This is a genomic window from Streptomyces xingningensis (assembly GCF_054957865.1).
This window is the reverse complement of the sequence record NZ_JBDJPF010000036.1, coordinates 48,955-69,000: the sequence shown is the minus strand read 5'-3', so window position 1 is coordinate 69,000 and position 20,046 is coordinate 48,955. Positions and strand designations below refer to the sequence as shown.

The 20,046-nt window shown below is 70.2% G+C and carries 17 protein-coding genes; 6 read left to right on the top strand and 11 right to left on the bottom strand.

Annotated features, from left to right (window positions below):
- Positions 1-431 precede the first annotated feature (431 nt).
- Positions 432-1,481 carry a 3-isopropylmalate dehydrogenase gene (locus ABCR83_RS19790; RefSeq protein ID WP_462696400.1) on the bottom strand — a complete coding sequence of 350 codons (1,050 nt, stop codon included), beginning with the start codon at positions 1,479-1,481 and terminating at the stop codon, positions 432-434.
- Positions 1,482-1,611: 130 nt separating this feature from the next.
- On the opposite strand from ABCR83_RS19790, the gene ABCR83_RS19785 reads away from it, so the two are divergent.
- Positions 1,612-3,201, top strand: coding sequence for a purple acid phosphatase family protein (locus ABCR83_RS19785; RefSeq protein ID WP_462696399.1), 1,590 nt, complete (start codon positions 1,612-1,614; stop codon positions 3,199-3,201).
- A 45-nt stretch (positions 3,202-3,246) separates the two neighbouring features.
- Here the strand turns inward: ABCR83_RS19785 and ABCR83_RS19780 are convergent, their stop codons facing one another.
- The 3 genes from ABCR83_RS19780 to ABCR83_RS19770 form a co-directional block, all read right to left on the bottom strand.
- On the bottom strand, positions 3,247-3,378 hold the full coding sequence (locus ABCR83_RS19780) for a hypothetical protein (protein WP_462696398.1): 132 nt from the start codon (positions 3,376-3,378) through the stop codon (positions 3,247-3,249).
- A 252-nt stretch (positions 3,379-3,630) separates the two neighbouring features.
- Complete coding sequence (pruA, locus tag ABCR83_RS19775; protein WP_462696397.1) at positions 3,631-5,262, bottom strand: L-glutamate gamma-semialdehyde dehydrogenase; 1,632 nt, start codon at positions 5,260-5,262, stop codon at positions 3,631-3,633.
- Positions 5,263-5,387: 125 nt separating this feature from the next.
- Complete coding sequence (locus ABCR83_RS19770; RefSeq protein WP_462696408.1) at positions 5,388-6,314, bottom strand: proline dehydrogenase family protein; 927 nt, start codon at positions 6,312-6,314, stop codon at positions 5,388-5,390.
- Positions 6,315-6,495: 181 nt separating this feature from the next.
- Here ABCR83_RS19770 and ABCR83_RS19765 point away from each other — a divergent pair, with 181 nt between their 5' ends.
- The 3 genes from ABCR83_RS19765 (at position 6,496) to rox (ending at position 9,769) form a co-directional block, all read left to right on the top strand.
- Entirely contained in the window at positions 6,496-7,725 is a 1,230-nt protein-coding gene (locus tag ABCR83_RS19765; protein ID WP_462696407.1) for a PucR family transcriptional regulator, read from the top strand.
- Positions 7,726-7,814: 89 nt separating this feature from the next.
- The gene (locus ABCR83_RS19760) at positions 7,815-8,096 is read left to right on the top strand and encodes a response regulator transcription factor (RefSeq protein WP_462696406.1); all 282 of its coding nucleotides are present in this window, start codon (positions 7,815-7,817) and stop codon (positions 8,094-8,096) included.
- Between the two features lie 203 nt (positions 8,097-8,299).
- The gene (gene rox, locus ABCR83_RS19755; RefSeq protein ID WP_462696396.1) at positions 8,300-9,769 is read left to right on the top strand and encodes a rifampin monooxygenase; all 1,470 of its coding nucleotides are present in this window, start codon (positions 8,300-8,302) and stop codon (positions 9,767-9,769) included.
- An 89-nt stretch (positions 9,770-9,858) separates the two neighbouring features.
- Here rox and ABCR83_RS19750 read toward each other — a convergent pair whose 3' ends face one another.
- The 3 genes from ABCR83_RS19750 to ABCR83_RS19740 all read right to left on the bottom strand — a co-directional run bounded on the left by ABCR83_RS19750 (position 9,859) and on the right by ABCR83_RS19740 (position 12,419).
- A complete protein-coding gene (locus tag ABCR83_RS19750) occupies positions 9,859-10,053 on the bottom strand; it encodes a ferredoxin (protein ID WP_462696395.1) in 195 nt (64 codons plus the stop codon).
- 20 nt (positions 10,054-10,073) lie between these two features.
- Complete coding sequence (locus ABCR83_RS19745; RefSeq protein ID WP_462696394.1) at positions 10,074-11,288, bottom strand: cytochrome P450; 1,215 nt, start codon at positions 11,286-11,288, stop codon at positions 10,074-10,076.
- A 105-nt stretch (positions 11,289-11,393) separates the two neighbouring features.
- Positions 11,394-12,419, bottom strand: a complete 1,026-nt coding sequence (locus ABCR83_RS19740; protein ID WP_462696393.1) for a TetR/AcrR family transcriptional regulator C-terminal domain-containing protein — start codon at positions 12,417-12,419, stop codon at positions 11,394-11,396.
- A gap of 138 nt (positions 12,420-12,557) precedes the next feature.
- Between ABCR83_RS19740 and ABCR83_RS19735 the strand changes: the two genes are divergently transcribed.
- Positions 12,558-14,132 carry an MFS transporter gene (locus tag ABCR83_RS19735; RefSeq protein WP_462696392.1) on the top strand — a complete coding sequence of 525 codons (1,575 nt, stop codon included), beginning with the start codon at positions 12,558-12,560 and terminating at the stop codon, positions 14,130-14,132.
- Here the strand turns inward: ABCR83_RS19735 and ABCR83_RS19730 are convergent.
- The 3 genes from ABCR83_RS19730 to ABCR83_RS19720 all read right to left on the bottom strand — a co-directional run bounded on the left by ABCR83_RS19730 (position 14,129) and on the right by ABCR83_RS19720 (position 17,113).
- Positions 14,129-14,608, bottom strand: a complete 480-nt coding sequence (locus tag ABCR83_RS19730) for a MarR family winged helix-turn-helix transcriptional regulator (protein WP_462696391.1) — start codon at positions 14,606-14,608, stop codon at positions 14,129-14,131. The genes ABCR83_RS19735 and ABCR83_RS19730 overlap by 4 nt on opposite strands.
- Positions 14,605-16,011, bottom strand: coding sequence for a DHA2 family efflux MFS transporter permease subunit (locus tag ABCR83_RS19725; protein ID WP_462696390.1), 1,407 nt, complete (start codon positions 16,009-16,011; stop codon positions 14,605-14,607). The genes ABCR83_RS19730 and ABCR83_RS19725 overlap by 4 nt, the downstream gene beginning before the upstream one ends.
- 61 nt (positions 16,012-16,072) lie before the next feature.
- Entirely contained in the window at positions 16,073-17,113 is a 1,041-nt protein-coding gene (locus tag ABCR83_RS19720) for an aldo/keto reductase (protein ID WP_462696389.1), read from the bottom strand.
- A gap of 176 nt (positions 17,114-17,289) precedes the next feature.
- On the opposite strand from ABCR83_RS19720, the gene ABCR83_RS19715 reads away from it, so the two are divergent.
- On the top strand, positions 17,290-18,153 hold the full coding sequence (locus ABCR83_RS19715; protein ID WP_462696388.1) for a helix-turn-helix domain-containing protein: 864 nt from the start codon (positions 17,290-17,292) through the stop codon (positions 18,151-18,153).
- 100 nt (positions 18,154-18,253) lie between these two features.
- On the opposite strand, the gene serA is transcribed toward ABCR83_RS19715, so the two are convergent.
- Positions 18,254-19,858, bottom strand: a complete 1,605-nt coding sequence (gene serA, locus ABCR83_RS19710; protein WP_462696387.1) for a phosphoglycerate dehydrogenase — start codon at positions 19,856-19,858, stop codon at positions 18,254-18,256.
- Positions 19,859-20,046 lie beyond the last annotated feature (188 nt).

Sequence of the window (20,046 nt, the reverse complement as noted above, 5' to 3'; positions counted from 1 at the left end):
GGGGGGGGGGGGGGGGGGGGGGGGGGGGGGGGGGGGGGCGGGGGGGGGGGGGCGCGGGGGGGGCGCCGGGGGGGGGGGGGGGGCCGCGCGGGGGCGGGCCGGGGCCCCCCCCCCCCCCCGCCGCCCCCGGGGGGGGCGCAACCCCCCGCGGCGGGGCCGCCCCCGGGCGGGCGCGGCCCCCCCCCCCCCCCCGGGGGGGGGGGCGCCCCGCCGGGCGCCAGGAGACCGGCACATACCCCCGCCCCGAGACCCCCCCATTGGGCCATTGGGGCCGCCTCGCAGGTGCCCGCCCGGCCCGCCGCGCGGGGGCCCCGCGGCCGGTCTCCGGCCCCTGCCCCTGCCCGGCCCGCACTGGCCCCCGGGGGCGGCGGGCGCGTCCCACCCGCGGCGGGGCGTGTGCTGATCATTCTGCCACGCCCTACGGGCCCGGGTCAGCCGGTCACCCGGGATACCAGCGCGTCACCGATCTCTTCGGTGGTGCGCACCGCCCCCGCACGCCCCGCCAGGTCCTGGGCGACGGCGGTCTCGATGCGGTCCGCCTCCGGCTCGTACCCGAGGTGGCGCAGCAGGAGTGCCACGGACAGGACGGCGGCCGTGGGGTCGGCCTTGCCGGTGCCCGCGATGTCGGGCGCGGAGCCATGGACCGGCTCGAACATGGAGGGGAAGGCGCCCTCGGGGTTGATGTTGCCGGAGGCGGCGGTCCCGATGCCGCCGGTGACGGCGGCGGCGAGGTCGGTGAGGATGTCGCCGAAGAGGTTGTCGGTGACGATGACGTCAAAGCGCTCCGGCTGGGTCACCAGGAAGATCGTCGCGGCGTCGACATGCAGATAGTCGGTGGTGACCTCGGGGTACTCCCGGCCGACCCGGTCGAAGGTGTTCTTCCACAGGTGGCCCGCGTGGACCAGGACGTTGTTCTTGTGGACCAGGGTCAGCTTCCTGCGCGGCCGGGCCTGGGCCCGGGCGTATGCGTCGCGCACCACGCGCTCCACGCCATAGGCGGTGTTGACGCTCACCTCGGTGGCCACCTCGGCGGGGGTGCCGGTGCGCAGCGAGCCGCCGTTGCCGGTGTACGGGCCCTCGGTGCCCTCGCGGACCACCACGAAGTCGATGGCCCGCTCGCCCGCGAGCGGCGTGGCCGTGCCGGGGAACAGCCTGGCCGGACGCAGGTTCACATAGTGGTCGAAGGCGAACCGCAGCTTGAGCAGCAGCCCGCGCTCCAGCACCCCGGAGGGCACGGAGGGGTCGCCGACCGCCCCGAGCAGGATCGCGTCGTGCCGCTTGAGGGACTCCAGCTCATCGTCCGGAAGGGTGTCGCCGGTCGCGTGCCAGCGGCGGGCGCCCAGGTCGTACTCCCGGGTCTCCAGCTTCACTTCGGAAGGGAGTACCGCCGAAAGGACCTTGAGCCCCTGGGTCACGACTTCGGAGCCGATGCCGTCACCGGGGATCACTGCGAGGCTGATGCTGCGAGCGCTGCGAGACATAACCGGACCGTACTCTGCTGTCCCGCTGGATGACACACGTCGTCCACCATGCGGACAGATTGCCATCCGGTCAGTCCTGGTTCATCTGAAGTACGTGACGCCGTCGCCGATTCCTGGCACGTTTCCCGGCATGGACACACCACGGGTAGGCATCCCCGACCGCCTCGCCGACCGCATGACCATGGCCGAGCAGCACGAGTATCTGCGGAGCAAGTTCACCCGGCGCGGGATGCTCCGCGCCTCGGCCGTGACCGCCGGAGCGGTCGCGGGCACGGGGCTGCTCTCCCCCGGCACCAGCGCCTACGCCCAGCCGCTCTCCCCCACGCTGATCAGCTCCCCGGCCACCGCCAGGGTCGACGGCTCGCTGGTCGCCCCCTTCGGCCGCCATCTCGCCTTCGGCGCCGACCCGAAGACCCAGATGCGCGTCTCCTGGCAGGTGCCCTTCGCCGTCAAGCGCCCGTTCATCCGGATCGGCCTGAAGCCCTGGGACCTCAGCCGCAAGATCGAGGCCGAGGTGCGGCATCTGCACACCCCCGCCCTGTCCAAGAAGCTCCCCGCCGTCGAGCAGTTCTATCTGCACGCCCACCTGGACAACCTCCGCCCCGGCCAGACCTATTACTACGGCGTGGGCCACACCGGCTTCGACCCCGTCGACGCACGCCACTTCGGGACCATAGGAACCTTCCGCACGGCCCCGGCCCGCCCCGGGAAGTTCACCTTCACCGCCTTCGGCGACCAGGGCGTCAGCTATCACGCGCTCGCCAACGACCAGTTGATCCTCGGCCAGGACCCTGTCTTCCACCTGCACGCGGGCGACATCTGCTACGCCGACAACAGCGGCGAGGGCAAGCCGGACGACGTCTACGACGCCCGCACCTGGGACCAGTTCCTCGCCCAGACCGAGTCGGTGGCCAAGAGCGTGCCCTGGATGGTGACCACCGGCAACCACGACATGGAGGCCTGGTACTCCCCCAACGGCTACGGCGGCCAGAGCGCCCGCTGGACGCTGCCGGACAACGGCTTCGACGCCCGGCACTCGCCGGGCGTCTACTCCTTCACCTACGGCAATGTGGGCGTCGTGGCGCTGGACGCCAACGACGTCTCGTACGAGATCACCGCCAACACCGGCTACAGCCAAGGCAAGCAGACCAGTTGGCTGGACCGGCGGCTGCGGGAACTGCGCGGGCGGCACGGCATCGACTTCATCGTGGTCTTCTTCCACCACTGCGCCTTCTCGACGACCAATGGGCACGCCTCCGACGGCGGGGTCCAGGACACCTGGGTACCGCTCTTCGAGAAGCACCAGGTGGACCTGGTCATCAACGGCCACAACCACGTCTATGAGCGCACGGATGCGATCAAGGGCAGGCGGGTCGGCAGAAAGGTACCGATCGGCGCGAGCACCGACTCCGCACGGGACGGCATCGTCTATGTCACCGCGGGCGGCGCCGGCAAGTCGCTGTACGACTTCCCGGCGCCGGACAGCTACGAGGGGCACGCCAAGGACGTCGACAGCATCCCCAGCTACCACTGGGTCAGGGGCGGCGGCCGGCACAAGGAGCAGGTGGAGTGGTCCCGGGTGCGCTACACCGGCTACTCCTTCCTCGCCGTGGAAGCCGAGCCCGGCCGCCACCCGCGGCTGCGGGTCACCGCGCTGGCGGAGAGCGGGGAACGGGTCGATCACTTCGAGGTGACGCGGAGCGGCGCCTCGAAGAGCTAGCACCGTGAGGTGACGCGGAGCGGACGCTAAGGCGTGTCCGACGGGTCAGTGCCCCGTCGAGCCTCCGTTGTCCCGGCGGTCCAGCGCCCGCTGCAGCGCTTCGGCGGCATTCGCCCGGTCGGATTCATGCTCGGCGGTACGGACCGTACGGCGGCGGCGGACAGCGGTTTCGGCCATGGTGACGTCTCCTTCTGCGAGGGAACGAAAAGCCGGGAAAGGGGCGGGGGCCCGGGTGCGGCAGGGATCACCTGCGCTCACGCACCCGGCCGCAACCGCCTGCGCTCGATCGAGCGGGACGTTCGGCTGTTTCCACGCTAAGCCAGCGGCGCATCGCTGTCTGCCCCATTACTGGGACTTCCTACTATCTGAGACAGCCCTGCCCCCGACCGGCCCGGAGCCGGTCGGGGGCAGGGCACCCCACGGGGCGGATCAGCCCATGTGCGGGTAGCGGTAGTCGGTCGGCGGAACCAGCGTCTCCTTGATGGAGCGGGTCGAGACCCAGCGCATCAGGTTGCTGGCGGCCCCGGCCTTGTCATTGGTGCCGGAGGCCCGGCCCCCGCCGAAGGGCTGCTGCCCGACGACCGCCCCGGTCGACTTGTCGTTGATATAGAAGTTGCCCGCGGCGAAGCGGAGCTTCTCCATCGCATCGGCCGCCGCCGCCCGGTCCTGGGCGATGATCGAGCCGGTCAGACCGTAGGCCGAGACGGACTCCATCTGGGCGAGCATCGCCTCGAAATCGGCGTCCTCATAGACGTGGACCGCCAGGATCGGACCGAAGTACTCGGTGGTGAAGACCTCATTGGCCGGGTCCGTGCACTCGATGACGGTCGGGCGGACGAAGTAGCCCACCGAGTCGTCATAGGTGCCACCGGCGATGATCTCGCAGGACGGGTCGGCCTTGGCGCGGTCGATCGCAGCCTTGTTCTTCGCGAAGGCGCGGTCGTCGATCACGGCACCGATGAAGTGCGCCAGGTCGCTGACATCACCCATGGTGAGGCCGTCCACCTCGGCCGCGAACTCCTCCTTGAAGCCGTTCTCCCAGATGGAGCGCGGGACATAGGCGCGGGAGGAGGCCGAACACTTCTGGCCCTGGAACTCGAAGGAGCCACGGGTCAGGGCGGTCTTGAGGATCGCCGGGTCGGCGCTCGGGTGGGCCACCACGAAGTCCTTGCCGCCGGTCTCGCCGACCAGCCGCGGGTAGGACTTGTACTTCTCGATGTTGTTGCCGACCGTCTTCCACAGGTACTGGAAGGTCCTGGTCGAACCGGTGAAGTGGATGCCCGCCAGCTCGGGATGGTTCAGGGCCACCTCGGAGACCGCGACGCCATCACCGGTCACCAGGTTGATCACGCCCTTGGGCAGGCCCGCCTCCGCCAACAGCCGCATCAGCAGCACCGCGGAGTGGGTCTGGGTCGGGGACGGCTTCCACACCACGACATTGCCCATCAGGGCGGGCGCGGTCGGCAGGTTGCCGGCGATCGCCGTGAAGTTGAAGGGCGTGATCGCGTAGACGAAGCCCTCCAGCGGACGGTGGTCGCTGCGGTTCCAGACCCCGGCGGAGTTGGCGACCGGCTGCTCGGCGAGGATCCGGCGCGCAAAGTGCACATTGAAGCGCCAGAAGTCGACCAGCTCACAGGGGGTGTCGATCTCGGCCTGCTGCGCCGTCTTGGACTGGCCGAGCATGGTGGAGGCGGCCAGCGTCTCGCGCCAGGGACCGGCCAGCAGCTCGGCCGCGCGCAGGATGATCGCGGCGCGGTCGTCGAAGGACATCGCCCGCCAGGCCGGAGCGGCGGTCAGCGCCGCGTCGATCGCGTCCTGCGCGTCCTTCTGCGTGGCGTTGTGGAACGTGCCGAGCACCGCGGCGTGGTTGTGCGGCTGGACGACCTGGAACGCCTCACCGCCGCCCATCCGCTGCTCGCCGTTGATGGTCATCGGCAGGTCGATGGGGTTGCCCGCGAGCTCCTTGAGCTTGGCCTCGAGGCGGGCACGCTCCGGGGAACCGGGGGCATAGCCGTGCACCGGCTCGTTGACCGGGGCGGGGACCTGGGTCACGGCGTCCATGGGTCTTGTCTCCTTCAGTACGTGGGGTCGGGGAAATGTCAGCCGCGCGTCGCGAGCGACCGCAGGCGGTGCTTGCCCGGGGGCGACCCCCGGACTCCCGGCCTGGGTGCCACGACGCCCGTCGGTCAGCCGCGCGTCGCGAGCGACCGCAGGAAGAACGTCAGGTTCGCCGGGCGCTCCGCCAGCCGCCGCATGAAGTAGCCGTACCAGTCGGTGCCGTACGGGATGTACACCCGCATGCGGTGACCGTCCGCGACAAGCCGCTGCTGCTCGGCCGCACGGATGCCGTACAGCATCTGGAACTCGTACTCATCCAGTTTGCGCCCATTGCGGCGGCCGAGCTCCTGAGCGATGGCGACCATGCGCGGATCGTGCGACCCGACCATCGGATAGCCCTTGCCCGCCATCAGGATCTTCAGGCAGCGGACATACGCCAGGTCGACCTCGCGCTTGTCCTGGAAGGCCACGGACGCCGGCTCCTTGTAGGCGCCCTTCACCAGCCGCACCCGGGAGCCCTCGCCCGCGAGGGCACGGCAGTCCTCCTCGGTGCGGAAGAGGTACGACTGGACGACGGCGCCGGTCTCCGGGAAGCGCTTGCGCAGCTCGGCGAGGATCGCCAGCGTGGAGTCGACCGTGGTGTGATCCTCCATGTCCAGCGTCACCGTGGTGCCGGCCTCGGCCGCGGCCTCGACCACCGGAGTGACATTGGCGAGCGCCAGGTCATGACCACCGGGCAGCGCCTGGCCGAACGCGGACAGCTTCACGGACATCTCGGCCCGCGCGCCCAGGCCCTCGCCCTTCAGCGACTCGGCCAGCGCCAGATAGGCGTCCCGGGCGCGCAGCGCCTCGGCCGCATCGGTGATGTCCTCACCGAGGTGGTCCAGGGTGACCTCGAGGCCGCGCTGGTTCAGGGACCGTACCGCGGCCAGGGACTCGGCCAGGGCCTCGCCGGCGACGAAACGGTCCACCACGGGGCGGGTGACCGGCGCGGCCGAGACGATACGGCGGATGGCATCGCTACGCGACGCGGCGAGCAGCACGGGACCCAGCACGGGCACCTCCACGATGACGGCCGATTCCACGGGGGAAGACGGCATACGTAACTCATCGTGAAACCTAGGGTTCGCGTCCACTGTGCAGCCATCGACAGCTGTCACGCATCCGTGGCCGGGATCTCAGACAGATGTATGACAATGGTCCGCGGTAGGCGGCGGAAGGGAGCACAGCGCGGTGATACGTGGCGAGTATCAGCAGCTCGTGGACGAGATTTCGGCGACATTCGGTGCTCCCGCGACGCTGGAGGACCGGGATTTCGGGCTGATCGCCTTCGGCGCCCATGGGGGCGACGACCTGGAGCTGACGATGGACCCGGTGCGGACCCGGTCGATCCTGCAGCGCCGGTCGACGGCGGCGGTACGGGCGTGGTTCGAGGCGTTCGGCATCGCACGGGCGCGGCAGCCGCTGCGCATCCCGCCCGATCCGGCGGCCGGGGTGTTCAAGGGCCGCATCTGCCTGCCCGTGCGGCACCGGGGCATGGTGCACGGATATGTGTGGCTGCTGGACGACGAGCAGTTGGCGGGCCTGGAGCTCGGCGGCCCCGGCACCGATCCACGGGTGGTCCAGGCCATGGAGACCACCGCCAGGATCGGCGCACTGCTGGCGGCGGAGGCCCAGAGCGGGGCCGAGCTGGGCGAGCTGCTGCGGGAGCTGCTGACCGCGCGGCCCGCGGGCCGCGCGGCGGCGCGTGGCGCGCTGCGGGAGGCGCTCGGCGCGGCGGCGGAGGGGCCGCTGGCGCTGGTGGCGGTGGCGCCCTGGCAACTGGACGATTCCGACGGTTCCGGCGACTCCGGGGCCCGGTCCGGTACCGACGGGCCCGGGTCCGTGATCGCCGCCCAGTCCGGGGTGGCGGCGCTGTGCGCGATCGCCGGCTGTCTGCCCGATGGTTCGGCGGCGCTCGCGGCCCTGGTCCGGCTGCGGGCCATGGCCTCCCCCGCCCCGGCCCGCGCGGCCGCCGACCGGCTGCTGCACTCGCCCCGCGCGGGACACTCCCTGGCGGCGGCCGGCCTCGGCACTCCCCGGCGCGGTCTGACGGAGCTGCCCGAGGCCTGGGCCGAGGCGCTGGCCGCCGCGCGGGCGGCGGGCGCGGAGCGCCGCCTGGGCCCGGTGGCCGAGTGGGCGGCCATCGGACCGTACCGGGTGCTGACCGGGCTCCCGGCGGAGCGGGCGGCGGATCCGGTGGTACGGCCGCTGTTGACGGGCCCGCACACCGAACTGGCCCGCACCGCCGAGGTGTACCTCGACTGCGCGGGCCAGGCCGGGCGCGCGGCGGCGGCCCTCGGTATCCACCGGCAGACGCTCTACTACCGCCTGTCGCGGGTGGAACAGCTGACGGGGCTCGATCTGGACAACGGCGAGGACCGGCTGCTGCTGCACATGACCCTCAAGGGGTCGCGCCTCGGTTAGGTTGCGGGACCCGCGATTCCGCGCGCTGCCCACGGATCTGATCTCCGGCATCCGCGCCGTCAACCGGGGACGCCGTTGTCGCCCCCAGTCTGACGCGCCGTCTGCTCAACCGGTTCGCCCAGCACTTCCCGGGCCCCGAGCCACACGCTTCGCGCCGGGACGCACGGCCGGCCCGCCTCACCGGCCGGGAGCGCGAAGTCCTCATCGCCATCGCCAACGGCCGTACCAACCACGAAATCGCCGAGCTCCTCGTCGTCGCGGAATCGACCGTCAAGACCCGCATCGGCCGGATCCTCGCCACGGTGGAAGCACGTGACCGCGTCCAAGCGGTCATCTTCGCCTACGACGCCGGGCTCGTCCGACCGGCATAGCGGAAATGGCAAGGAGATTGCCTCCTCCTTGCCACTTTCAACCTATAGCGCACGGGGGGCCTTGCGGCAAGACCCGGGTCGTGGCGCAGAATCTCCGTCCGAAGCCGGAACCTGCGGAAATCAGGGATTCGCGAAATACCTGCATACCTGCGCTTTGCCGAAGTGCGGCCGGCCGAAGTGCAACTTGTTCAATGGGGGGCTTGATGATTGACGTGATCGTGGTCGGCGGCGGACCGACCGGCTTGATGCTGGCCTGCGAGTTGCGGCTGCACGGCGTGCACGTGCTCGTGCTGGAGAAGGAGGCGGAGCCGGCCGCGTATGTCCGCGCGCTCGGCCTGCACGCGCGCAGCGTAGAGGTGATGGACCAGCGCGGTCTGCTGGAGCGGTTCCTCACGCATGGGCAGAAGTACCCGGTCGGTGGTTTCTTCGCCGCCATCGACAAGCCCGCGCCCGACCTGGACACCTCGCATCCCTACGTCCTCGGCATCCCGCAGACCACCACCGATCGCCTGCTGGCCGAGCGCGCCGCGGAGCTCGGCGCCGAGATCCGGCGCGGCTGCGAGCTGGTCGGGCTGAGCCAGGACGAGCATGGGGTGACCGTCGAGCTGGCCGATGGAGGCACCCCCGGCAATGGGGGCGCAGCCGCCGGGGGAGGGGGCGGCGCACGGCTGCGCTCGCGGTATCTCGTCGGCTGTGACGGCGGCCGCAGCACGGTGCGCAAGCTGCTCGGTGTCGGCTTCCCGGGCGAGCCCACCCGGGTCGAGACGCTGCTGGGCGAGATGGCGGCGGCCGAGGATCCGGCGACGGTCGCCGCCATCGTCGGGGAAGTCCGCAAGACCCAGAAGAGGTTCGGTCTCGGGCCCCTCGGGGACGGGGTGTACCGCGTGGTCGTGCCCGCCGAGGGGGTGGCCGAGGACCGCACGGCCCCGCCGGCCCTGGAGGAGTTCAAAAAGCAGCTGCGGGTGTTCGCCGGCACCGACTTCGGCGTGCACTCGCCGCGCTGGCTGTCGCGCTTCGGCGACGCCACCCGGCAGGCCGAGCGCTACCGGGTCGGGCGGGTGCTGCTGGCCGGCGACGCGGCGCACATCCACCCGCCGATGGGCGGGCAGGGCCTCAACCTCGGTGTCCAGGACGCGTTCAACCTCGGCTGGAAACTGGCCGCCGAGATCGCCGGCTGGGCACCGGAGGGGCTGCTGGACAGTTACCAGGCCGAACGGCACCCGGTGGCCGCCGACGTACTGGACAACACCCGCGCGCAGGCGGAGCTGATGTCCACCGAGCCGGGTCCCCGGTCGGTGCGCCGGCTGGTATCGGAGCTGATGGACTTTGAAGAGGTGAACCGCCACCTGACCGAGAAGATCATTGCGATCGGGGTCCGCTACGACTTCGGCGAGGGGCACGAACTGCTCGGCCGGCGGATGCGGGACCTGGAGCTGAAGCAGGGGCGCCTCTATGAACTCATGCGCGGCGGCCGCGGGCTGCTGCTCGACCGGACCGGCCGACTCTCGGTGGCGGGCTGGGCAGACCGGGTCGACCGCGTCGCCGACGTCAGCGAGGAACTGGACGTACCCGCCGTGCTGTTGCGGCCGGACGGCCATGTGGCGTGGGTCGGTGAAGATCAGCAGGAGCTGCTCGGCCTGCTGCCCAAGTGGTTCGGCGCTGCCGTCGGCTGAGCGCGCGGCGGTGGCTCGCGCGGGTGTACCCCGTGGACCGGTACGCCCGCGCACCTGGGGGCCGCCAAGGGTCCCGAACGCCGCCGCCCTCACTCCTCGGCGAAGGTGATGGCCTGCACCGGACAGGCCCGCACCGCCTCCTTGACGAGCGGCTCGCCCGCGCCGTCCTCCCGGCCCGGGAGCACGGCGCCGAAGCCGTCGTCGTCCGAGGTGAAGACGCTGGGGGCGGTGAGGGCGCACTGGCCGGAACCGATGCAGAGGTCGGAATCGATGCTGACGCGCATGGTGGTGCTCCGTTCTGCGGTCACCAGGTGACCGGGAGGGCGATGAGTCCTTGCAGGGAGCCGCCGGGCTTGGCGGGCACCTCATCCGGGGCAACGGCCAGACGCAGGGTGGGGATACGGGCGAAAAGCGAGGAGAGGGCGATTTCCAGCTCCAGCCGGGCCAGGTTCTGGCCGAGGCATTGGTGCACGCCATAGCCGAACGCGACATGGTGGCGAGCCGACCGGTGGACGTCCAGGGCGTCGGGTTCCCGGTAGGCGGCGGGGTCGCGGTTGATCACCGAGGTGGCGAACAGCACGCCGTCACCGGCCCGGATGGTCTCCCCGCCCACCTCGATGTCCTCGGTGGCGACCCGCACCAGGCCGTCGGCGATGGACAGATAGCGCAGCAGCTCCTCCACCGCCCCCCGCATCAGCGAGGGATCGGTGCGTAACTCGGCCAGCTGTCCAGGGTGTTCGAGGAGCGTATAGGTGCCGAGGGAGATCATGTTGGAGGTGGTCTCATGACCGGCGACCAGCAGCAGCAGGGCCATCATCACCAGCTCCTCGCCGTCGAGCTCGCCCTCGGTGAGCTGTTCGGCGATGAGCTCGTCGAGCAGTCCCTCGCCCGGTTCCGCCCGCTTGGCGTCCAGCAGCCGGTGGAGATAGGCCTTGAGTTCGTCCCGTGCCTCCTGGAGCTCCTCGGCGGTGTCCGCGGAGAGCATCCTCCGGGTGCGTGACTCGAAGAACTCGTGGTCGGCGTAGGGCACGCCGAGCAGGGCGCAGATGACCACCGACGGTACGGGCAGGGCGTACGCGGTGACCAGGTCCGCCTCCGGCCCCTTGGCCAGCATCCGGTCGATGAGCCCGTCCACCGTCTGCTGGATGCGCGGGCGCAGGGCGGCGATCTGCTTGAGGCCGAAGTACGGGATCAGCATGCGGCGTTGCCGGTTGTGCAGCGGGTCGTCTTCGCCGAGGAGCGGTATGCGGACGGTCCGGCGGTCCGCGAAGCGCGCCATGAGGACCGGGAACTCCGGGCGCCGCCGGTCGGCGGAGAGCCGGGAGTCGACCAGCAGCGAGCGGGCCTCGGCGTGTCCGGTGACGAACCAGACCGCGGCGCCGTCGAAGAGCGTGACGCGTGACAGCGGGCCGTGTTCGGCCAGGGCGGGGTAGGCGGCGGGCGGGTGGTAGGGGCAGGTCCGGTCCTGCGGCCAGACGGGGGCCGGGGATGCGGTGGGGTGCGCAGCGGTTCCGGTCATGAGCGACCTCCCGGACAAGTGGACTGGTGTCCTCAGGCAACCAGTACACCGCGGGCCCTCCATCACGTCCAGCGCACCCCCCGAAATCCGGCCAGTTGCCGCCATTCACCCCAAGACCTCAGCACCGTCCCCGTGGTCCGGGGAGCGCCGGTCGACGATGGGCACCAGCCCGTCCAGCAGCCGGGCCAGGCCGAACTCAAACATCGAGTCAAGGTTGATGGCATCCTCCTCGATCGCCATGGTCCGGGCGTACATCGGGAAGTCGCCGCTCGCGACGAGAGCATCGAACTCCACGGACCGGCTCGCCAGCCACTCGTCGTTCGTCAGGCCGGTGTCCCGCTCCGCCAGCGCCTCGTCCTCGAGATTGACCGCAAGGCCCCGCACATGGGCCGCGACCATGACGGCGATATGCAGCAGGGTCACCACGTCAAGGCCCCGTTCGCGCAGCGGGGCCACCGCCCATTCCGTGTGGGCCAGGGCGTTCACGGACAGCACCGGGCGGGTGAAGGACATCGCCTTGGCGAACCACGGGTGCCGGCGGTAGAGCGCCCACTGTGACCGGGCCGCGAGCTCCAGCCGCTCCCGCCAGTCGGCCGGAGCCCTGCCCGGGAATTCGATCTCGCCGAACACCGCATCGGTCATCAGAGCCACCAACTCGTCCTTGCCCGGCACATGGCGGTACAACGCCATGGTGGAGACGCCGAGTTCGGCGGCGATCGTCCGCATGGACAGCGCGGCCGAGCCATGGGTGTCGGCAATGGCGATGGCCGTGCGCACAATGCGCTCCCGGGTCAGCGCGGACTCCCCCGGCTTGGCCGGTTTGGCGGGCTTAGCCGGTTTGGCAGGTTTGGTCGCGCGCGGCCTGTCCTGCCGGACGGCGGCGGGCTCCGAGCGGACGCCGGGCGCCTCGACGACCGTACCCACCCCGGGCACGGCCCGGACCAGCCCCTCCTGGCGCAGCACCGCCAGGACCTTGGTGGCGGTGGCCATGGCCACCCCCCATTCCTGGGTGATCCCCCGCGTGGACGGGACCCTGTCACCCGCGCGCAACTCGCCGGAGGCGATGCGATCACGAAGTTCGGCGGCGATCCGGAGATAGGGCGGACCCGCCGGCTGCTCTAGTGCACCCATGCAGGAAGGGTAGCACTCAACCTCTAGTGCACTAGTGCATCAATGCGCCGGTAAACCGGTGATATTGCGCCCACACGGCGGCGATGCGTACTCTGCACACCAGAAGATGTACGTCGTACACACAATGGGAGACCCGATATGACCGCCCCATGGGCAGGCCGCAAGGAATGGACGGCGCTGGCGGTGCTGTTGCTGCCCTTGCTCCTGGTGTCAATGGATGTCTCGGTGCTCTACTTCGCCGTACCGTTCATCAGCCGCGACCTCGAGCCGACCGCCACCCAGCAGCTGTGGATCTTCGACATCTATGGCTTTGTCCTGGCCGGGCTGCTGCTCACCATGGGCGCGCTCGGCGACCGGATAGGGCGCCGCAGGCTGCTGCTGATCGGGGCCACCGCCTTTGGTGCCGCATCGATAGCCGCCGCCTATGCACACAGCGCCGAAATGCTCATCACGGTACGGGCGTTGCTGGGCATCGGCGGTGCCACCCTGATGCCGTCCACGCTGGCACTGGTCCGCAATATGTTCCGCGACCAGAAGCAGCGCGGCACCGCGGTCGCCATCTGGTCCGGTGCGATGGCCGGCGGGATTGCGCTCGGCCCGGTGCTCAGCGGCTTTCTGCTGAGTCACTTCTGGTGGGGGTCGGTCTTCCTGATCAATCTGCCCGCCATGGGGCTGCTGCTGGTCCTCGCCCCGCTGCTGGTGCCGGAGTTCAAGAACCCCTCCCCCGGCCGTCGCTTCGATCTCCTCAGCTCGGTGCTCTCCTTCGCATCGGTCCTGCCGGTCGTCTACTGCCTGAAGCGCATCGCCGCCGATGGCTACGGGCCGCTTCCCGCACTGGCGATCGGCGGGGGACTCGTCATCGGCGTGCTCTTCGTCCGGCGGCAGCGAACCGCCGAGGAGCCGATGATCAGCCCCGCGCTGTTCCGCGGCCGTGGCTTCGCGGCCTCGATCGGCGTCAACTCGGTGGCCATGTTCGCCATGGGCGGGTTCACCGTCTTCACCATGCAGTATCTGCAACTGGTGCTGGGCAAGAGCGCATTGGAGGCGGCACTGTGGGCCCTGATCCCCTCGGTCGCGGTGGGCGGCGCCGCACCGGCGGCAACCGCCCTGGTGGCACGGGGCGTTGAACGCGCCAAGGTCATCGGCGGGGCGTTCGCCATCGCTGCGGCCGGGTATGCGCTGGCCCTGGGCACGACGAGCGGCTCGGGCAGCTGGCTCATCCTGGTCTCGGCGGGCATCGTCGCCGTGGGCATCGTCACGGTGATGACCCTGATCACCGACCTGGCCCTGGGCACGGTCCCCCCGGAGAAGTCCGGCTCGGCGGCCGCGCTGCTGGAGACCGGCCAGGAGTTCGGTGCCGCGCTGGGCACGGCGGTCCTGGGCTCCATCGGCACGGCCGTCTACCGCCGGGACGTGACCGACGCGGCGCCCGCCGGGCTGCCGCCTGGCGCGCTGCGCTCCGTGCGCGAGACGCTGGGCAGTGCGCTGGTCGTTTCCGATCGCCTCCCCGGCCGGGCGGGCGCCGCACTCGCCTCCGCCGCGCGCGATGCCTTCACCAGCGGCATGCATGCGGCCGCGATCGGCGCCATGGCCGTGATGCTCCTCGCCTCCGGTTTTGCGATCCGCCGCCTGCGCGGCCTCGCTCCGGCGGCGGCCCCGGCCGACGCGGCCCGGCCGCATGTCGCTCCGGATGCCGAGCCGACACCGGTCTAAGCGTGTCTCCCGGGGGACTCCGAGGCGGCGACCAGCCGTGCCATGATGCGGTCCAGGGCCGCCAACTCCTCCTCGGGCAAGGCCAACAGGGCGGGAGGCGGGGTGCCGAGAATGCTGTTGGCGCGGTCGGCGGCCGCCCGCCCCGCCTCCGTGACCGAAACAATCTTGGAGCGGCGATCGGCGGGATTGGCGGTCCGGTCGACCAGGCCCTGTCTGGCGAGGGCGTCGACGACCAGTGTGGTGTAGGGGCGGTCGGTCATCAGATCGTCCGCCAACTCCCGCAGGGTCACCGGTCGCTTGGCGATCCTGCGCAGCGCCTTGATGCGAAAGAAGCTCATCCCGAGCGCATCGGCCACCTCCTTGCGACGCTCATTGCCGCCGAGGACCATTTCCCGCAGATTGCCCCAGGCCCGGCTCGCGGCCTCGTGATGCGTGGCGGTCGTCTCATGGTGCGTCGTCTCATGGTGCTTGGTCATGTGGTCACCGGGATCCTGGTCTGGTCGGAGTCGAGGCGGGCCGCAGCCCGCTCCGCGGTCCCGGTGGCCCAGCGGCCGGTAGTGAGCGTACCCAGCAGCAGGACGGCCAGCCCGCACCCGGCGATGATCCACCAGCCCGTACCCCGCACCCCGGCGGCGACCGCCGCGCCGATCACGGCCACCCCGAGCGAGGCGCCGACCTGGCGGCTGGTGGAGGCCACCGCGGCGGCGACCCCGGCGCGGGCGCGCGGCATGCCGGAGACGGCGGTGTTGGTGATCGGAGCGTTCACCAGCCCGAAGCCCACGCCGAACAGGACGAGCGCGGCGAACAGCAGCGGGTCGGACGACTGGGCGTCGAAGGCCGCGAAGAGGACGCCACTGGCCGTCATCGCCACCCCGGCCAACATCAGCGGCAGCCGCGGACCGCGGGAACCCACCAGCCGCCCCGACAGCGGTGCGAAGACCAGGCACATGGCCGCCATGGGCAGCATGTGCAGCCCGGCCCCCAGCGCCGAGAGACCCTGCACATCCTGCAGATAGAGCATGTTGAGGAACAGGCACCCGGAGAGCGCGGCAAAGGCGCTCACGGCGATCAGGGTGGCACCACTGAACGGGGCGCTGCGGAACAGCCGTGGCTCTATGAGGGGTTCTCTGCGCTTGTTCTCATAGATCACCAGCGAGCTGAGCGCACCGAGCGCGAGTGCGAAGCAGCCGAGTATCAGCGGCGAGCTCCAGCCCGCGGCCCTGCCCTCGATGATCCCGTAGGTCAAGGAGCCCAGCAGCACAATCATCAGCAGCTGGCCGACCGGGTCGACCCGACGTGGTCTGGACGCCCGGGACTCGGGGACATAGCGAATGGTCAGGACCAATGCGGCCAGCCCCACCGGCACATTGATCCAGAAGATCGAGCGCCAGCCGACCGACTGGACCAGTGCGCCACCGACGATCGGCCCGGCCGCCATGCTGATGCCCACGACTCCACCCCACACCCCTATCGCGCGAGCCCGCTCTCTGGGCTCGGTAAAGGTGTTGGTGATGATCGACATGGCGACCGGATTGAGCATGGACCCACCGACGGCCTGGACCATACGGAACGCGATCAGCCAGTGCAGCCCGGGCGCCAGGCTGCACAGCGCCGAACCAGCGGTGAAGAGGGCCAGACCCGCCTGGAACGTCCGTCGGCGGCCGATCCGGTCGGCCGTCGAACCGGCGAGCATCAACAGTGAGGCCAGGACCACGAGATAGGCGTCGATGGTCCACTGCAGACCCGAGACGGAGGCGTGCAGGTCCTTTTGCAGGGAGGGCAGCGCCACATTGAGGATGGTGTTGTCCAGGCTGACCAGCAGCAGGGCTGTGCAGCAGATTGCCAGGACCAGCCAGCGACGACGGGAGAGCTCGGGCATGCAGAACCTCCAGTTGGTTTAACAACTCCAATCATTTAAAGAGTACAACTAATTTCTCAGCTCAGGCCTGCGGGCGCCGGCGCAGCGCCGCATCGGCCAGCTGCGGCGGGGTGTAGTCCGCATCGGCGGGGTTGAGATCCGTGCCGGGCGGCACCAGCTCATCGATGCGGTCCAACACGGCGTCATCCAGGGTCAGATCCGCGGCGGCGATCAGATCGGTGAGCTGCTCGACGGTGCGGGGGCCGATGATCGCGCTGTCCACCGCCGGATGCGTCAGCACAAAGGCCAGTGCGAGGTGTGCGAGCGGAACACCGGCTTCGCCCGCGAGCTTGATCAGCTCCTCGATGACCTCATACTTACGCACATTGCCGGGCAGGCTCTGATCGAACTTGTGCGAGATCATGCGACGCGGTCCAAGGAAGTCGTTCAGCTCAAGTGGGCTCGCCTTGCGGTACTTCCCGGTCAACCAGCCACTGGCCAGCGGACTCCAGGTGAGCACCCCCATCCCATGCCGCTGCGCGGTGGGCAGCACCGAGCGCTCGATGCCCCGCATAAAGATCGAGTAGGGCGGCTGCTCGGTGTGGAAGGGCACATGGCCCCGGCGCTCGGCGGTCCAACGTGCCTCGACCAGTTGCTCGGCGGCGAAGTCGGACGACCCGATGGCCATTACCTTGCCCGCCCGCACCAGGTCGGAGAGTGCGGAGAGGGTCTCGTCGATATCGGTGGACGGGTCGGGGCGGTGGATCTGGTAGAGGTCGATGTAGTCGGTGTTCAGCCTGCGCAGGCTGGCCTCGACCGCCTTCTTGATCCAACGCCGGGAATTCCCGCGGCTGTTGGGATCCTCCCCCATGGGGAAGTGCGCCTTGGTCGCCAAGATGACCTCATCCCGGCGACCCTTGAGGGCCTTGCCGACGATCTGCTCGGACTCGCCCGCCGAGTACATGTCGGCCGTGTCAATGAAGTTCACCCCCGCGTCCAGCGCGGTGTGCACCAGGCGCACGGCGTCATCGTGATCCCGGTTTCCCCACTCCCCCAGCATCATCGTGCCGAGCGCGATCCGGCTGACCGTGATGCCGGTCCGCCCCAGAATGGTCGTACGCATAAGAATGTTCCGTTCTCTTGTGCGGATCTCTTGTGCGGATCCTTCGGAGTGCCTGCCCTGCGTCCACTCTCCGCCCACTCCAGCGCTCCTGCCAGGCACGGCGATTCAGGGGGACCGGCGTTCCTGGTACTGATGGACCCAGGCAAGATCGGCCCGCCCGGCGGATACTGAGGAGCATGTCCGACCTTGGTGAATTCCTGCGCAACCGCCGTGCCGCCGTGCGACCGGAGGATTTCGGGATGCCGACCGGCCCCGCGGTCCGCCGCCGGGTGCCCGGCCTGCGCCGGGAGGAGCTGGCGCTGCTGGCGGGGATCAGCATCGACTACTACGTACGGCTGGAGCAGGGGCGCACCCGCAATGTGTCCGACGCCGTGCTGGATTCGGTGGCCGACGCCCTGCGGCTCTCTCCCGGCGAGCGCACCTATCTGCGCGACCTGGCCCGCCCCGCGCCCCGTCGGGCACGCACGCCGCGGCCGCAGCGGGTGCGGCCCGGCGTGCGCCGGCTGCTGGAGTCCGCATATGACGTCCCGGCCTTTGTGCTCGGCCGCCGGATGGACGTACTGGCCTGGAATCCCCTCGCCAACACCGTGGTCGCGGATTTCGACCAACTGCCGCCCGGAGATCGCAACATCGCCAAGCTGGTATTCCTCGCCGACGGGCCCGACCGCTACCCGGAGTTCGACAAGGTGGCCAAGGAGGTGGTCGGTCAGCTGCGCTCATACGCCGGGCGGCACCCCGAGGACCCCGCGATGGCCACGCTGATCGGCGAACTCTCCCTGGGCAGCGCACAGTTCACCAAGCTGTGGTCCGGCTACCCGGTGCACCAGAAGTCCTACGGCTCCAAGGTCATCCACCATCCCGCGGTCGGGAACTTCACGGTCGACTTTGAGGCGCTGCCGCTGCCGGACGACCCCGAGCAGATGCTCGTGACCTACACCGTGGCCGCCGGATCCGATTCGGAGACCTCACTCCGGCTGCTGGCGGGCCTGACGGCGGGCAGCCGGGCGGCAGTGCGCCCGGCAGACGAGGTGGTCGGCTGAGCGCCCGGAAGACAAGGTGCGCAAGATCACCGGGTCCGGCCGCGCCTCGTATCGGAGGCTGCGGCCGAGCCCGGCGCCTACGCTCGTACGGCCCCGGACCTCAGTCCGTCAGGTTCACCGCCCGCGCCGACGCCGCCCCGATCTCCTCCGCGATCTCCGCCAGCACCGGCAATGGAATCGACTCGTCCACCGTCAGGGCGACCAGTGCCTCGCCGCCCTCGACCGCACGCGAGACCTGCATGCCCGCGATGTTGATGCCGGCCTCGCCGAAGATCTGGCCGACCGTGCCGACGACGCCCGGCCGGTCGACATAGCGGAGGAAGGCCATATGGTCGGCGAGGGCCAGGTCGACGTCGTTCTCACCAACGGCGACGATCTTCTGGAGGTTCTTGGGACCGGCCAGGGTGCCGGAGATGGAGACCTCGTCACCGGCCGCGAGGGTGCCGCGCACAGTCACCACATTGCGGTGCTCGGGAGATTCCGAACCCGTGGTGAGACGGACCTCGACGCCGCGCTCCTGGGCGAAGAGGGGGGCATTCACATAGGAGACGGTCTCATCGACGATGTCCTCGAACACGCCCTTGAGCGCGGAGAGTTCGAGCACCTTGACATCGTGCTGGGTGAGCTCGCCATAGACCTCGACATCGAGCCGGAGCGCGACCTCCCCGGCCAGCGCGGTGAAGATCCTTCCGAGCTTCTCGGCCAGCGGCAGGGCGGGCTTGACGTCCTCGGCGATCACCCCGCCCTGGACATTGACGGCATCCGGCACCAACTCGCCCGCGAGGGCCAGGCGTACGGACCGGGCGACGGAGATGCCCGCCTTCTCCTGGGCCTCGCCCGTGGAGGCGCCGAGATGGGGGGTGGCGACCACATTGTCGAACTCGAAGAGCGGAGAGTCGGTGCAGGGCTCGGAGGCGTAGACGTCCAGACCGGCGGCCGCGACCCGGCCCTCCTTCAGCGCCGAGGCCAGGGCCTCCTCGTCCACGATGCCACCACGCGCGGCATTGACGATGCGGACCGTCGGCTTGACCTTGTGCAGGGCCTCGTCGCCGATCAGCCCGAGGGTCTCGGGCGTCTTGGGCAGATGGACGGTGATGAAGTCGGCGGTCTCCAACAGCTCGTCCAGCGACAGGAGTTTGACGCCCATCTGCGCGGCACGCGCGGGCTGCACATAGGGGTCATAGGCGACGACCTTCATGCCGAAGGCCGACATGCGCTGGGCGACGAGCACCCCGATGCGCCCGAGGCCGACGACGCCAAGGGTCTTCTCGGACAGCTCCACGCCCGTGTACTTGGATCGCTTCCACTCGCCGTTCTTCAGTGCCGAATTGGCCTGCGGGATATTGCGGGCGGTGGCGATCAGCAGGCCACAGGCGAGTTCGGCGGCGGTGACGATATTGGAGGTGGGGGCGTTCACCACCATGACGCCGGCCTTGGTGGCGGCGGCGACGTCGACATTGTCGAGGCCCACGCCCGCGCGGGCGACGACCCGCAGCCGCCCGGCGGCGGCGATGGCCTCGGCGTCGACCTTGGTGGCGGAGCGCACCAGGATCGCGTCGACCTCGGCGATCGCGGGCAGCAGCTCGGCGCGGTCCGCCCCATTGCAGTGCCGGATCTCGAAGTCCGGCCCAAGGGCGTCGACGGTGGCGGGGGACAGCTCTTCGGCGATGAGTACGACCGGTTTACGAGTCGAAGCAGTGCTCACGTGGTCTCAGTCCTCACTGGTCCTTGGCATGACGGCCGTCCCGACGGCCGCAGGCGGTGAAGGGGGCGCAGCCGCGTGGAAGACGCACGACGCTGTGAGCCTGACGCGCTTTGTTGCCGAGAAGTGTATCGGCGGACGGGCGTCTTCATTGAGCCCTTGCGAAAGGATGCGAAAGGATCAACCGCGAG

Coding starts and splice junctions, on each gene's coding strand:
- ABCR83_RS19790 (WP_462696400.1), bottom strand. CDS start 1,481: ATGTCTCGCAGCGCTCGCAGCATCAGCCTCGCAGTGATCCCCGGTGAC.
- ABCR83_RS19785 (WP_462696399.1), top strand. CDS start 1,612: ATGGACACACCACGGGTAGGCATCCCCGACCGCCTCGCCGACCGCATG.
- ABCR83_RS19780 (WP_462696398.1), bottom strand. CDS start 3,378: ATGGCCGAAACCGCTGTCCGCCGCCGCCGTACGGTCCGTACCGCCGAG.
- pruA (WP_462696397.1), bottom strand. CDS start 5,262: ATGGACGCCGTGACCCAGGTCCCCGCCCCGGTCAACGAGCCGGTGCAC.
- rox (WP_462696396.1), top strand. CDS start 8,300: ATGATTGACGTGATCGTGGTCGGCGGCGGACCGACCGGCTTGATGCTG.
- ABCR83_RS19750 (WP_462696395.1), bottom strand. CDS start 10,053: ATGCGCGTCAGCATCGATTCCGACCTCTGCATCGGTTCCGGCCAGTGC.
- ABCR83_RS19745 (WP_462696394.1), bottom strand. CDS start 11,288: ATGACCGGAACCGCTGCGCACCCCACCGCATCCCCGGCCCCCGTCTGG.
- ABCR83_RS19740 (WP_462696393.1), bottom strand. CDS start 12,419: ATGGGTGCACTAGAGCAGCCGGCGGGTCCGCCCTATCTCCGGATCGCC.
- ABCR83_RS19735 (WP_462696392.1), top strand. CDS start 12,558: ATGACCGCCCCATGGGCAGGCCGCAAGGAATGGACGGCGCTGGCGGTG.
- ABCR83_RS19730 (WP_462696391.1), bottom strand. CDS start 14,608: ATGACCAAGCACCATGAGACGACGCACCATGAGACGACCGCCACGCAT.
- ABCR83_RS19725 (WP_462696390.1), bottom strand. CDS start 16,011: ATGCCCGAGCTCTCCCGTCGTCGCTGGCTGGTCCTGGCAATCTGCTGC.
- ABCR83_RS19720 (WP_462696389.1), bottom strand. CDS start 17,113: ATGCGTACGACCATTCTGGGGCGGACCGGCATCACGGTCAGCCGGATC.
- ABCR83_RS19715 (WP_462696388.1), top strand. CDS start 17,290: ATGTCCGACCTTGGTGAATTCCTGCGCAACCGCCGTGCCGCCGTGCGA.